This is a genomic window from Cupriavidus sp. 96C5-1 (assembly GCF_057798855.1).
Map to the genome: position 1 here is coordinate 389,502 of NZ_JBYOJU010000001.1, position 13,422 is coordinate 402,923.

At 68.3% G+C, this 13,422-nt stretch carries 14 protein-coding genes; 7 read left to right on the forward strand and 7 right to left on the reverse strand.

Going from position 1 to position 13,422, the window contains the following annotated elements:
• Positions 1–43 precede the first annotated feature (43 nt).
• Genes kynA through kynB form a run of 3 tightly spaced genes read right to left on the reverse strand, consistent with a single transcriptional unit; the run spans position 44 to position 2,902 of the window.
• Positions 44–925, reverse strand: a complete 882-nt coding sequence (gene kynA / locus AC3FOF_RS01780; protein ID WP_035817567.1) for a tryptophan 2,3-dioxygenase — start codon at positions 923–925, stop codon at positions 44–46.
• A 25-nt stretch (positions 926–950) separates the two neighbouring features.
• On the reverse strand, positions 951–2,207 hold the full coding sequence (gene kynU, locus AC3FOF_RS01785; protein WP_488725620.1) for a kynureninase: 1,257 nt from the start codon (positions 2,205–2,207) through the stop codon (positions 951–953).
• Between the two features lie 38 nt (positions 2,208–2,245).
• Positions 2,246–2,902 carry an arylformamidase gene (gene kynB, locus AC3FOF_RS01790; RefSeq protein WP_276263269.1) on the reverse strand — a complete coding sequence of 219 codons (657 nt, stop codon included), beginning with the start codon at positions 2,900–2,902 and terminating at the stop codon, positions 2,246–2,248.
• Positions 2,903–3,064: 162 nt separating this feature from the next.
• Here kynB and AC3FOF_RS01795 point away from each other — a divergent pair, with 162 nt between their 5' ends.
• A complete protein-coding gene (locus AC3FOF_RS01795; protein WP_017230685.1) occupies positions 3,065–3,547 on the forward strand; it encodes an Lrp/AsnC family transcriptional regulator in 483 nt (160 codons plus the stop codon).
• Between the two features lie 15 nt (positions 3,548–3,562).
• On the opposite strand, the gene AC3FOF_RS01800 is transcribed toward AC3FOF_RS01795, so the two are convergent.
• Positions 3,563–4,018 (reverse strand): MarR family winged helix-turn-helix transcriptional regulator, encoded by a 456-nt coding sequence (locus tag AC3FOF_RS01800; RefSeq protein WP_488725621.1) that lies wholly within the window; start codon positions 4,016–4,018, stop codon positions 3,563–3,565.
• A gap of 19 nt (positions 4,019–4,037) precedes the next feature.
• Positions 4,038–4,592 carry a flavin reductase family protein gene (locus AC3FOF_RS01805; RefSeq protein ID WP_017230687.1) on the reverse strand — a complete coding sequence of 185 codons (555 nt, stop codon included), beginning with the start codon at positions 4,590–4,592 and terminating at the stop codon, positions 4,038–4,040.
• A 169-nt stretch (positions 4,593–4,761) separates the two neighbouring features.
• Between AC3FOF_RS01805 and AC3FOF_RS01810 the strand changes: the two genes are divergently transcribed.
• From AC3FOF_RS01810 to AC3FOF_RS01825, 4 genes are all read left to right on the forward strand, one after another.
• Complete coding sequence (locus tag AC3FOF_RS01810) at positions 4,762–5,868, forward strand: 2,5-dihydroxypyridine 5,6-dioxygenase NicX family protein (protein WP_488725622.1); 1,107 nt, start codon at positions 4,762–4,764, stop codon at positions 5,866–5,868.
• 83 nt (positions 5,869–5,951) lie between these two features.
• Positions 5,952–6,692 carry an alpha/beta fold hydrolase gene (locus AC3FOF_RS01815; protein WP_488725683.1) on the forward strand — a complete coding sequence of 247 codons (741 nt, stop codon included), beginning with the start codon at positions 5,952–5,954 and terminating at the stop codon, positions 6,690–6,692.
• Between the two features lie 86 nt (positions 6,693–6,778).
• Positions 6,779–8,023 (forward strand): acyl-CoA dehydrogenase family protein, encoded by a 1,245-nt coding sequence (locus AC3FOF_RS01820; RefSeq protein ID WP_035811888.1) that lies wholly within the window; start codon positions 6,779–6,781, stop codon positions 8,021–8,023.
• A complete protein-coding gene (locus tag AC3FOF_RS01825) occupies positions 8,020–9,576 on the forward strand; it encodes a class I adenylate-forming enzyme family protein (protein ID WP_488725623.1) in 1,557 nt (518 codons plus the stop codon). Before AC3FOF_RS01820 ends, AC3FOF_RS01825 begins: the two co-directional genes overlap by 4 nt.
• A gap of 24 nt (positions 9,577–9,600) precedes the next feature.
• Here the strand turns inward: AC3FOF_RS01825 and AC3FOF_RS01830 are convergent, their stop codons facing one another.
• On the reverse strand, positions 9,601–10,491 hold the full coding sequence (locus AC3FOF_RS01830) for a LysR family transcriptional regulator (protein ID WP_017227631.1): 891 nt from the start codon (positions 10,489–10,491) through the stop codon (positions 9,601–9,603).
• Between the two features lie 191 nt (positions 10,492–10,682).
• Between AC3FOF_RS01830 and AC3FOF_RS01835 the strand changes: the two genes are divergently transcribed.
• Entirely contained in the window at positions 10,683–11,630 is a 948-nt protein-coding gene (locus tag AC3FOF_RS01835) for a cyclase family protein (protein ID WP_488725684.1), read from the forward strand.
• A gap of 148 nt (positions 11,631–11,778) precedes the next feature.
• Positions 11,779–12,321: a peptide-methionine (S)-S-oxide reductase MsrA gene (msrA, locus tag AC3FOF_RS01840; RefSeq protein ID WP_276268462.1), complete on the forward strand. Its 543-nt coding sequence runs from the start codon at positions 11,779–11,781 to the stop codon at positions 12,319–12,321.
• 16 nt (positions 12,322–12,337) lie between these two features.
• Here the strand turns inward: msrA and AC3FOF_RS01845 are convergent, their stop codons facing one another.
• On the reverse strand, positions 12,338–13,414 hold the full coding sequence (locus tag AC3FOF_RS01845; protein ID WP_488725624.1) for a DUF72 domain-containing protein: 1,077 nt from the start codon (positions 13,412–13,414) through the stop codon (positions 12,338–12,340).
• Between the last annotated feature and the right edge of the window lie 8 nt (positions 13,415–13,422).

The window sequence follows — 13,422 nt, forward strand, 5'->3', positions numbered from 1 at the left end:
TACCGGCCGGGGCCGGTACCGCACGGCTTCGCTGGCGCGCCGCTCAGAGATCGGTGCGCAGTTTCCAGAGTTCGGGAAACAGCACCACGTCGAGCATCTTGCGCAGGTAGCTCACGCCTTCCGTGCCGCCGGTGCCGCGCTTGAAGCCGATCACGCGCTCCACGGTGGTGACGTGGCGGAAGCGCCATTGCCGGAAGGCGTCTTCCAGGTCGACGAATTTCTCGCCCAGTTCGTACAGCTCCCAATGCGCCTCGGGCTGGCGGTAGACCTCCAGCCACGCGGCCTCCACCGAGGCATTCTCGCCGGCCGGCTGCGTCCAGTCGCGCTCGACGCAGGCCGCATCGATGGCAAAGCCGCGCCGTGCCATCAGGCGGATCGCCTCGTCATAGAGCGAGGGCGTGCGCAGCGCCTCTTCCACCAGCGCCAGGTGCTGGGGCTGGTGCGCGTGCGGGCGCAGCATGGCCGCGTTCTTGTTGCCGAGGATGAACTCGATCTCGCGGTACTGGAACGACTGGAAGCCGGACGACATGCCCAGGTAAGGCCGCATCGCCGAGTATTCCGGCGGCGTCATGGTGGCCAGGACATTCCATGCCTGCACCAGCTGCTCCATGATGCGCGACACGCGCGTCAGCATCTTGAAGGCCGGCGGCAGCTGGTCCTGGCGCACGCACTCGCGCGCGGCGCGCAGCTCATGCAGCGCCAGCTTCATCCATAGCTCGCTGGTCTGGTGCTGCACGATGAACAGCATCTCATTGTGCTCGGGCGAGAGTGGATGCTGGGCGTTGAGAATCTGGTCCAGCGCCAGGTAGTCGCCGTAGCTCATGTCCTTGGCGAAGTCCATCTGGGCATCGTGCCAGCTGGCGGCGTCGCCGCTGGTTTCTTTCACGCCCGCGCCCGACATCGGGCATCCCTTGTTGGTGCTCATTGTGGTGCTCATTGCGTGCTCCTGCTCAGGTCACCTGGCCACGGGTCTGGTGACGATCGGCCTTGTAGCTGCCGCTGTCGAGCACGTCGCGCATGATCTCGACCGCATCCCACACTTCGGTGAAGCTGGTGTACAGCGGGGTGAAGCCGAAGCGGGCGACGCGCGGCTCGCGGTAATCGCCGATCACGCCGCGCTCGATCAGTGCCTGCACCAGGGCGAAGCCATCGGGATGGGCAAAGCTGACATGGCTGCCGCGGCGCGCATGGACGCGGGGCGTTACCAGTTCGAGCGGGTGATGGCCGCAGCGTGCTTCCACCAGCGCGATAAAGAGATCGGTCAGCTGCAGCGACTTGGCACGCAGCGACTGCATATCCGTCTGGGCAAAAATATCGAGGCCGCACTCGACCATGGCCAGCGACGCGATAGGCTGGGTGCCGCACAGGAAGCGGGCCACGCCGGCGCGGGGGCGGTAGCCGGGTTCCATCGCGAACGGTGCGGCATGGCCCCACCAGCCGGACAGCGGTTGCCAGAAGGCGTCGCGCAGTGCGGGCGCGACCCACAGGAAGGCCGGCGAGCCGGGGCCGCCATTGAGGTACTTGTAGGTGCACCCGACCGCGTAATCGGCCTTGGACGCGTTAAGCGCCACCGGCACCGCGCCGGCCGAGTGGGCCAGGTCCCACACGGTGAGCACGCCGCGTGCGTGGGCCATTTCGGTGATGCCAGCCATATCCAGCATTTCGCCGGTCTTGTAGTTGACGTGGGTCAGCATCAGCACGGCGGTGTCTTCGCCGACCGCTGCATCGATTTCCTCGGGGGCATTCACCAGGCGCAGCGAATAGCCCTGCTGCAGCAGATCGGCCAGTCCTTGCGCGATATAGAGGTCGGTGGGGAAATTGCTGGCCTCCGACACGATGATCTTGCGCTTCGGGTCGCGGGTCTGCTGCACGCGCAGCGCGGCGGCCAGCACCTTGAAGAGGTTGGCCGAGGTGGTGTCGGTCACCACGACTTCGTCCTCGGCGGCGCCGATCAGCGGCGCCAGCATATTGCCCAGGCGTTGCGGCAGCTCGAACCAGCCGGCGGTGTTCCAGCTGCGGATCAGGCCCGTGCCCCATTCTTCGCTCACCACCGCTGCGGCGCGCGCGGCGGCGCTGCGCGGGCGCGCGCCCAGGGAGTTGCCATCGAGATAGATCACGCCGTCGGGCAGCGCGAATTGTTCCCGCAGGTGGCGCAGCGGGTCTTGCTGGTCAAGTGCGAGGCATTGCTCGCGGGTCGGTGCGTTCATGGGTGAGAGATTGCTTCGGGGGAGGTGGTTCGGCTTGTTCAGGGCAGGCTGCGCAACACGGCGCGCACCGGGCTCGCATCGAGTCCGGCAAAGCGCAGGGGCAGGGCGATCAGTTCGTAGTCGGCTTCGGGTACCGCATCGAGCACCAGTCCTTCAAGGATGGCGAGCCGATGCCGGCGCACCATGCGATGGGCGTCCATGGTCTTGGATTCCTGCGGGTCCAGCGAGGGCGTATCGATGCCGACCAGCATCACGCCATGCGCGGCGAGCAGCGCGATGGTGTCGGGCGCGACGGCACAGAATGCCGGATCCCACTGCGCCAGCGGCGCCTGGCGATAGGTTCGCAGCAGCACGCGCGATGGCGCGCCGGCCAGGGCATGCTCGATATGGCGGGGCTCGACCAGCGGGGCCGCGCCGATGCAGTGGATCACCCGACAAGGCCCGAGATAAGGCGCCAGGTCCACCGCGCCGATCGGCGCGCCGTCGGCGGCGTAGTGCAGCGGGGCGTCGGCATGAGCGCCGGTGTGAGGCGACAGCGTGATGCGGCCGACATTGACGGGGCAGTGCGCGTCCATCTGCCACGCCGTCTCCTGCCGGAAGGGGGTGTCGCCAGGCCAGACGGGCGTGTCGGGCGAGAGCGGAGGGCTGATATCCCACAGCTGGCGCTGGATCTCGGGGGCGGGGCGGTTGGTCATTGGCGGGTGGCGCCGGTGGCCGGCGTTCCAGGGCTCTTCAAGGAGCGGATGACGGCATGATAGTCAATATTCCGGGCAAGAGGCTTGCTAATTGACCCACTGATCGCGATGGAATTCGCATAGAATTTCACGGATGGAGCCAATTATGGAAGAATCTGCGAAATGAATCTCGATCCCATTGATTTACGCATCCTGACCTGCCTGCAGGAGAACGGCCGCATCAGCAACCAGGATCTCGCCGACCGCGTGGCGCTGTCGCCGTCAGCCTGCCTGCGGCGGGTGCGTCTGCTGGAAGAAAACGGGGTGATCGGCGGCTACCGCGCATGGTTCGACCCGGAGCGGCTGGGCCTGGAACTGGAGGCGATCGTGCAGGTGTCGATGCGGCCGGAAACGGAAGGGTGGCACGACACCTTCAACGCGGCGGTGCAGGCCTGGCCCGAGGTCGTGTCCGCCTACATCATCACCGGGGACAGCAACTACATCCTGCGGGTGCAGGCGCGCAACCTCAAGCATTACTCGGATTTCATCGTCAACCGGCTCTACCGCACGCCCGGCGTGATGGACATCCGCTCGAATATCGTACTGCAGCGGATCAAGACCGACGGCTCGCCGCTGGCGGTGATCAAGGGCGCGCCACAGCCGTAAGCCACGCGCCCATCGTCAGCGCGGCGCGTGCAGCGCGATCAGCCGGCGCAGGGTGTCCTTCAACTGCTCGGCCTGCTGCGCGCCGAAGTCATCCAGCACCTGCTGTTCGTGCGCGGCGGCCTGGGCCAGCAGCGCGCGGGCGCGGGCGCGGCCGCGCGGGGTGATCGAGACCAGGGCATGGCGGCGGTCCTGCGCGCCGTTGCGGCGGGCGACGAGACCATCGGCGGCCATGCGGTCGATCAGCTTGGTCAGGGTGGGTTGCTTGGTCAGCGTGATGTCGGCCAGCGCGCCGATGGTGCATTCGGGCCGGTCGGCCAGGGTGGCGAGCACGCGCCACTCGGGCACGGAGAAGCCCGCCGCCTCCACCTGGCGGTGGAACTCGCCCGACACCAGATGGCTGGCCCGCGCCAGCAAGTAGGGCAGGTAGCCGTCCACGAAGGCGGGCGAGGCGGGGTGGCTTGAATCCGTCATGGCCGCATGCGCCGGCGCTTCAGTCCGTCAGCGGGTCGGTGGTGGCAAAGCGGCCGTCGTGGAACACCAACGGGTTGCCCGCGTTGTCGTGGACCCCGCAGCGCTCCACCTCGCCCACGAAGATGACGTGGTCGCCTTCGTCATAGCGGCTGCGGTTGTGGCATTCGAACCAGGCCAGCGCATTGGCGAGGATCGGCAGTCCGTTCTCCGAGAGGCGATAGTCGACGCCGGCGAAGCGGTCGCCCTTGAGCGTGGCGAAGCGCTGGCACAGGTCCAGTTGCGAGGCCGACAGCACATTGATGATGTAGTGCGAGCCGTCGCGGAACATCGGCAGGCTGTTGGCGCGCGTGGCCATGCTCCACAGCACCAGCGGGGGGGCTAGCGACACCGAGTTGAACGAACTGGCGGTGATGCCCACGAAGGGTGCGCCCGCTGGCGAGCCGGGAGCCGCGCGGGTCGTGATCACCGTCACTCCGGTGGCGAACTGGGACAGCGCGCGCCGGAAGTGCAGCGTATCGAAATCGGGAGAAGCGGCCTTGCCGGTGACGCTCGGCGTGGCCTCAGGCATGCCCATAGCGCGGGTTCCACTGGGATCCATGAAATTTCATATATTATTTGCGCCAGCGACAAGAATCACAAGCACAAGCTAAAGCGTCCGGCAGGAGGCTTCGGTGGGCTGGCGCACCAAGGCCGCCCCCGGGACCATGCCAGGACCGCGGCAGGATCGCACCAGGAGGAGACCAATGCTCATCGAGCAGATCGAACACCGCTGGCTGGCCGCTTTTCGGCGCAACCTGGAACTGTGCGCCCTGAGCGCCCAGGAAGTGGTTGGGATTGTAACGGAGTCCCAATCCCGACTCGTCAATGTGGAGTTGGCGGAACTGGCGGTGCAAGCGCTGGGCGCCACGCCCGTGCGCATCCGGGTGCCGTCCCCGGCGCTCCAGGCGCCCGCCCCGGTGCGCTCCACCGGGGCCAGCGATGCCTTGCGGCAACTCGCGCCGGTGGTAGCTGCCCTGCAGCGCTGCCACCTGGTGATCGATTGCACCGTGGAGGGTCTGCTGCACGCGCCCGAACTCCCCCAGATCCTGCAAGGCGCGGACGGCATCGTGCCGCGGCTGCTGATGGTCAGCAACGAACATCCCGAGATCCTCGAGCGCTGCCTGCCCGACCCCGCGCTGGAAACGGGAGTGCGGGCCGCGATGAAGCGCCTGCGCGGCGCGCGCGAGATGCGCGTGCATTCGGCGGCCGGCACCGAACTGCGGGTCGGACTGGCAAGCGCGCGCGTGGGCGGGGTGTGGGGCTACTGCAGCAAGCCAGGCCAGGTAGCGCACTGGCCGGGCGGCCTGTGCCTCGCCTTCCCGTCCGGCGGGCAGGTCAACGGCACGCTGGTGCTGGCCCCCGGCGACGTCAACCTGACCTTCAAGACCTACCTGCGCGACACCATCGTCTGCCATATCGAGGACGACTATATGGTCGGCATCGAAGGGCAGGGCGTGGACGCCGACATGATGCGCGGCTACTACGCGGCCTGGGCCGACAGCGAGGGCACGCGCGATGCCTACGCGGTGTCGCATGTCGGCTGGGGCATGAACGCGCGGGCGCGCTGGGATGCCATGGCCTTTTATGACAAGCGCGACTGCAACGGTACCGAGCTGCGCGCCTTTGCCGGCAATTTCCTTTATTCCACCGGGGCCAACGAAGTGGCCGGCCGGCATACGCTGGGCCACTTCGACCTGCCGCTGCGCCATTGCACGATCACGCTCGACGGCGTGAGCGAAGTCGAAGCGGGCCGGCTTGCCGGCCCGGCCACGCCGCCGGCGGGCAACCCATCCAATCAGGCAGGCGCATGAACGCGAACGCAAGCACGAACATCCAGACCTTCCCGAACGGCGTGGCCGTCGTCTCGCAGGGCACGGGCCCGGTGGCGGTGGTGATGCTGCATGGCATTGGCGGCGGCAAGGCAGCCTGGCCGGCACAGCTCGACGCGCTGGCGCGAGCGGGCTACCGGGCGGTGGCCTGGGACATGCCCGGCTATGGTGGCAGCGGCCTGATCGATCCTTACGATTTCGCCGGACTGGCGCGGGCCTTGCAACCGGTGCTCCAGGCCGAGCGCGATGCAGGCCGGCGCATCGTGCTGCTGGGCCACAGCATGGGCGGCATGGTGGCGCAGGAAGCCTGCGCCACCATGCCCGGGCTGATCGACGGCATGGTGCTGTCCGGCACCTCGCCCGCCTTCGGCAAGGCCGACGGACAGTGGCAGCGCGATTTCGTCGCCGCGCGCACGGCGCCGCTCGACGCCGGCAAGACCATGGCGCAGATGGCGGATGGGCTGGTGCGCGCGATGGTCGCGCCGCAAGCCGACGCCGATGCCGTGGCCTTCGCCGCCAGCGTGATGGCAGCGGTGCCGCCGGCCACCTATCGCGCCGCGTTGCAGGCGCTGGTGCGCTTCGACCGGCGCGAATCGCTCGCGCGCATTTCGGTGCCGGTGCTGGCGCTGGCGGGCGAGCACGATGCCAATGCGGCGCCCGCGGTGATGGAGCGCATGGCGCAGAAGATTGCCGGCGCGCAGTACCTGTGCCTGCCGGCGGCAGGCCATCTGGCCTGCATGGAACGGCCGGCGGATTTCAACGCCGCCGTACTCGGCTTTCTCGGCCGGCAGTTCCCCTTGCACTGAACCCCGCGTTGCCGGCTCGCCGGCGCGGCTCAAGAAAACCAACGAGGCGTCGCCGCATGCAGGCCGGTGCCCGGGAGACAACGATCATGCCACTGGAATTCATCCCCGCCGTCGGCAGCGCCGATTTCACCGAGGCGCAGGAGCGCCTGCTGACGCTGGCAAACCGGCTCGGCCGCGAGCGCTTCGCGCCGCGCGCGGCGCAGTGGGACCGCGAGGCCAGCTTCCCTTTCGCCAACTACGACGACCTGCGCGAGGCCGGTCTGCTGGCCCTGTGCGTGCCGCGCGAGTTCGGTGGCGAGGGCGCGGACTTCGCCACCTATTGCATGGTGGGCGCGGAGATCGGCCGCTTCTGCGGCGCCACCGCGCTGACCTACAACATGCATATCTGCTCGACCATGTGGACCGGCATGCTGTCCGACGGCATCGCCATGACGCCCGGGCAGCGCGCCGAGCATGAAGCGCGCCGCGAGCTGCATTTCGCGCGGGTGGTCAGGGACGGCGCGATCTACGCCCAGCCCTTCTCCGAAGGCTCGGCCGCCGCCGCCGGGCGCGCGCCGTTCGGCACCAGCGCGCGCAAGGTGGAAGGCGGCTGGGTGCTCAACGGCCGCAAGATCTTCGCCTCGCTGTCGGGCGCGGCGGACTACTACGGCATCCTGTGCACGGAGGAATGCGCGGACCATTCGCCCGATATGCGCGACACGCTCTACATCGCGGTGCCGGGCAACGCCGAGGGCCTGACCGTGACCGGCGAGTGGGATCCGATGGGCATGCGCGGCACGGTCTCGCGCACGCTGCTGCTCAAGGATGTGTTCGTGGCCGACCAGGAGCAGCTGATGCCGCGCGGCGTCTACTACAAGGCCGCGCAGACCTGGCCGGCGATGTTCTTCACGCTCTCGCCGACCTATCTGGGCGTGGCGCAGGCCGCCTACGACTTTACCGTGCAATACCTGCGCGGCGAGGTGCCGGGCCAGCCGCCGGTCAAGCGCCGCATGTATCCCACCAAGCAGATCGCGGTGGCGCAGATGCGCATCCAGCTCGAGAACCTGCGTTCGATCTTCTGGCGCGTGATTCACGAAGCCTGCGCCAGTCCGGGGAAGGACGCGCGCATGCGCCTGTACGCCGCGCACTACACGGTGATGGAGGGCGCCAACGATATTGCCAGGCTGGCGATCCGCACCTGCGGTGGCCAGTCGATGCTCAAGGACCTGCCGCTCGAACGCCTCTACCGCGATTCGCGCTGCGGCGCGCTGATGCTGCCCTGGACCGCCGAGCTGATCCTGGACCGGATGGGCCGCGAGACCCTCTACGAATCGGGCGAGCGCGACGAATGAGCGGGCGCGCAGACCGGCTCCTCGCCGGCACCGCTGAGCCCGGCAGCCTGCTGCGCGCGCTGCACGCGCAGGTCAGCGCCGCGCCGCAGCGTCCGGCGCTGCATAGCCCGGGCCGCACCATCAGCTACGGCAAGCTGTGGCGCCGCGTGGAGCGCGTCTGCGCCCACCTGTGCGGCAGCTGGGGCGTGCGGCCCGGCGATCGCGTGGCCACGCTGTGCCTGAACCACGATCTGCAACTGGCCATGCTGTTTGCATGCGCGCGGCTGGGCGCCATCTTCGTGCCCCTGAACTTCCGCCTGGCGGTGCCGGAGCTGAGCGCCATCGCCGCGCACGCGGGCATCCGGGTGCTGCTGCACGACGCGCCCCACGCGGCTGCCGCGGCAGCGGTGGCCGCCGCGGCGATGCAGGAGCCTGCCGCGCACGCACCCATCGAAAGCCTGATCGATCGGCCGGCGCCACGGGGTGCGCGCCTGCCCGCGCCATCCCGGCCGGCCGACGAGGCGCCGTTGCTGCTGGCGTATACCTCCGGGTCCACCGGCCAGCCCAAGGGCGCACTGCACACGCAGGCCGGCGTGCTGGCCAATGCCCGCGCGAGCTGGTGGGCGCATGGCATGACGCGGGACGACCATATCCTGTCCGTGCTGCCGCTGTTCCATGTGGGCGGCCTGTGCATCCAGACCTTGCCGGCTTTGCTCGCGGGGGCGCAGGTTACCCTGCACCAGCGCTTCGCGCCGGACGCCTGGCTGCAGGCGCTGGCGCAGACGCGGGCCACGCTGTCGCTGATGGTGCCGGCCACCCTGCGCGCGGTGCTGGAGCATCCGGGCTGGCCGGGCGCGGATCTTTCCTCGTTGCGCGGCGTGATGGCCGGCTCCTCGCCCATTCCCCGTGCCTATATCGACGCGTTCCATGCGCGCGGCATTCCGCTGGGCCAGGTCTATGGCGCCACCGAGACCGGTCCGGTGTCGGTCGTGCTGCGGCTGGACCAGGCCATGGCGCGGCCGGGCTACGCGGGCTGGCCCCAGCCGGAGGTGGCGGTGCGGCTGGCCAGCGCGGACGGCGCCGAAGTACCCGATGGCGAGGTCGGCGAGCTATGGCTGGCCGGCGCCAACCTGATGCAAGGCTATTGGCGCCAGCCCGATCATCCTGATTTCCGCGACGGCTGGTTCCATTCGGGCGACCTCGCGCACCGCAATGCCGACGGCTGCATCGAGGTGGTCGGGCGCAGCAAGGACATGATCATCTCCGGTGGGGAAAACATCTATCCGGCCGAGATCGAGAACGTGCTGCTGGGCTTGCCCGGCGTGCAGGACTGCGCGGTGGTCGGGCTGCCCGATGTGCACTGGGGCGAGGTGCCGGTCGCCGTGGTGGTGCCTGCCGCCGGCGCCGATCTCCGGGCGCTGGCACAGGAGCCGCTGCGCGAGGCCCTGGCCGGCCACATTGCCCGCTTCAAGCTGCCGCGGCGGGTCGTGCTGCTCGACAGTCTGCCCAAGAGCGCGCTCGGCAAGGTGCTCAAGCCGCAATTGCAGGCCATGCTGGAAATGTCGTCCGGCTAACGCGCAAGGCAGCGTGCGCATCTGCTATTGACCCTGCAGCGCCTGCGCCAGGAAGGCCACGAATACGCCAACCTTCCGTTGCAGGTGGCGATGGCTTGCATAGAGCGCGTAGATGCTGCGTCCGGCCAGCGCATGCTCGGGCAGCACCCTTACCAGATCGCCGCGCGCCAGCAACGGCTGCGCGATGAACGAGGGCAGCGCGCCGATGCCCATCCCGGCCAGCAGCATATCGCTGAGCAGCAGGCTGTTGTTCGCCGAGAAGCGGGCCGGCACGTCGATGCTGGTAGTGCCTAGTGGCCCCTCCAGGTGCCAGCTGCCCGGATAGTCGGCCAACTGGTAGGCAAGGCAATCGTGGCCGCGCAGGTCCTCGATGCTGCGCGGCGTGCCGCGGGCTGCCAGGTAGCCGGGCGCGGCGCAGATGAACTGCTCCATCTCGCCCAGCCGCCTTGCAACCAGGGATGAGTCCGCCAACGCGGAGCGGATGCGCAGCGACACATCGAAGCCCTCCGACACCAAGTCCAGCAGCCGGTCGTCCAGGGTCAGCTCGACCTGCAGCTGTGGGTAGCGCGCCATAAACGTCACCAGCAGGGGCGAAAGCACCTTGAGGCCGAACGACAGCGGCGCATTCACGCGCAGGCGGCCGCTGATCTCCTCCTTGCCGGCCGCCGTGGCCCGCTCCAGCGCATCCAGCTCGTCGAGCAGGCGGCAGCATTCGGCAAAGTAGGCGCGACCGGTCTCCGACAGGCTCATGCGCCGCGTGGTGCGCAGGATCAGCAGCGCGCCCAGGCGCGCCTCCAGTTGACGCACCTGCTTGCTGACCGCAGCGGTCGATTGCCCGAGATCGGCCGCGGCCTGGCTGAAGCTGTCGCGTTCCACCACCCGGCGGAAGGTCCGCATGGCAGCAAGCAGATCCATATATATTTTCCTTTTGGTTGAATATGTTTCTATGAATTCCCGGATTATCTACTGAAGAATGCCTAATAGGATGGCGGCATCGCTTCCACGCTGTGGAAAGCGCCACTCTTTCAGGAACTCCTATGTTGCAATCCATCCCGTCCTCTCTCTCCCGCGCCGCCGGGCGCCGGCTCGCCAGGTTTTCCCTGTCGATGATGTTCGCAGTGCTGAGCGGTACCGCCGGCGCGGCGCCTCAGGTGGGCGTCAGCCCCTGGGGTCCCAAGGATGAGATCGGCCGCCTCAACCTGATCACCCCGGCCTCGCGCGCCGCCATCATGGCGCGCGTCTCCGGCACGCAGGCCTACGATCTGGCGGTGGACTACTTCATCGGCATGCCGAGCTGGCAGGCAGCCGGCGATCCGCCGTACCAGATGTGGATGACCCATACCCCGCACGGCAACCTGGTGGCCGACTCCATGCAGGTAGGCGAGGCGATGAACCGGCATGTCAGCTACAGCGGGTCGGCGGTTTCCATGTATGCGCACATGGGCACGCATATCGATGCGCTCAACCACTTCGGCCTGAACGGAAAGATCTGGAACGGTTATTCCGCCGCCGAGCACCTGGGCGATCGCGGCTGGAAAGTCACCGGCGCGGAGAAGCTGCCGCCGATCGTCGCCCGCGGCGTGCTGATCGATGTGGCTGCGGCCAAGGGATTGGATATGCTGCCCGACAACTACCGGGTGACCCGGAAGGACCTGCGCGAAGCGCTGGCCAGGCAAGGCGTCGGGTTGCAGAAAGGCGACGTGGTGCTGATCCGCACGGGGCGCATGCAACACTATGAAAATGCCCAGGCGTACATGGCCAACCCGCCAGGCCTTGGCCTGGACGCGGCCAGGTTTCTGGTGGAGGAAGGCGGCGCCATGGTGGTCGGCGCCGACAACCTGAGCTTTGAGACGTTTCCCGCGGAAGTGCCCGACAACTACATCCCGGTGCATACCTATCTGCTGGCGCAGCAAGGCGCCTTCATCATTGAACTGGTGAATCTCGAGGCGTTGTCGCGCGACCGGGTCTATGAGTTTGCCTTTATCGGCGCATCGCTGAAGTTCCGCGGGGCCGATGCCGCGCCGATCCGGCCGGTTGCCTTGCCTCTCCGGTAGTCACCGCCAGAGATCGGCGGCCTTTCGCGCTGGCGAGCCACCAGACTCTCGTTGCCGTGCCCCCGGCCGGCGGGCACGGTCACTCGCCGGCGGCATGCCGGTTGCCGAACGAGTATGCTAGCTATTATCACGAGCCGGAGAAATCAAGATGGACAACGAGCGGGAAATCGCCACCCTGGGGGGAGGTTGCTTCTGGTGCCTGGAAGCGGTGTACCAGCAGGTCAGGGGGGTGCGGGCCGTGGAGTCGGGTTATACCGGCGGCCACGTGAACCATCCGACTTACGAGCAGGTGTGCGGCGGCGACACCGGACACGCCGAAGTGGTGCGCGTGAGTTTCGATCCGTCGGTGATCACGTTCCGCGAGATCCTGGAGATCTTCTTCGGCATCCACGATCCCACCACGCTTGACCGCCAGGGCAACGACGTGGGCACGCAGTACCGTTCCGCCATCTTCACCCATAGCGAAGCGCAGCGCGCCACGGCCGAGTACGTGATGCGCGAAGTGGCCGCGCAGCAGCTCTACGATGCGCCGCTGGTGACGCAGGTCGAGCCCGCGCAGCCGTACTGGCGCGCCGAGGAAAGCCACCAGAACTATTTCCAGAGCCATCCCAACCAGGGCTATTGCTCCTACGTGATCTCACCCAAGCTGGCCAAGTTCCGGCAGAAGTTCGCGCATCTGCTGAACCGGTGAGGCGCAGGCCTGCCGCTCACTCCGTGGCGAGCAATTCCGCGATGGCCTCGGCGAGCCGCAGGCAGGTCAGCGGGGCCGAGCCTTCGGCCTTGTTGCTGACGATGACGTAGGCGGGCTGCCCGGCCCGGAGCGTGCGGACCACCTGCGCGGCGATCACCGCGCGGGTATGCGGGTCTTCGTCGATCAGCCGGTCGAAGGGGGCATAGCGCGATTCGGCCTGCTCGTAGGCAAAGCCGGCATGCAGCATCCAGCGCAGCACCAGGGGGCCTGGCGCGCCCTCGTCCATCAGCGCCTGCGCGGGTACCTGCCGTTCGGCGGCGGGCATGCGCTCGCGCGCGGACAGGCAGAAGCGCACCCCGCGTGCGCGCAGCAGCTTGATAAAGCGCGGCGTCAGCAGCGCCGCGTCGCGCAGTTCCACCGCGTAGCAGCCATCGGGCGTCACGGCCGGATCGAACTGGGGCAGGGCGCCGAGGAAGGCATCGAGCCGCGACAGGAAGCCGGCGGCGTCGGTAGCCATGGTTCCCAGCGGCGACAGCTGGAACAGCAGCGGCCCGCATTTGGCGCCAAGACCCGCCGTGGCGGGCGCGATAAAGTCGCGTACGGCGATGGCGGCGTCGAGGAAGCTGGCATTGGCCAGCCTTCCCGCGCCCTCCGAGGTGCGCAGCCACGGATCGCATACGCTGGCGGGCGCCTTGACCAGGAAGCGGAAACCGGCCGGCACCTGGGCCGCGTAGGCCAGGTAGTCGGCCAGCGGGATCGGCGCGTAGAAACCGCGATCGATGCCGGCGGCGCGCAGCAAGGGGTGCTGGGAGTAGGCGGCCAGTCCTTTGCGCGAAAGCAGGCTGTCGCTGTATTCCCCCTGGTAGACCAGTCCGTTCCAGCCGCCATAGGACCATGACGAGGTGCCGAGATGCAGGCCTGCCGGCAGGCGCCCGGCCAGGGCCAGCAGGGCGGGGTCCGGCGGCGGCGCCAGCACGCTCTTGCCGCGGGCGGGCCTGGTGGCGGACGCCGGCGGGCCGGCATGCGTTGCGGTGTCGGCGGAAGGGGGCGGCGCGGGCGGTTCCAGCAGGCCGCCGAACAAGTCTTCAGTCAAGCAGATAT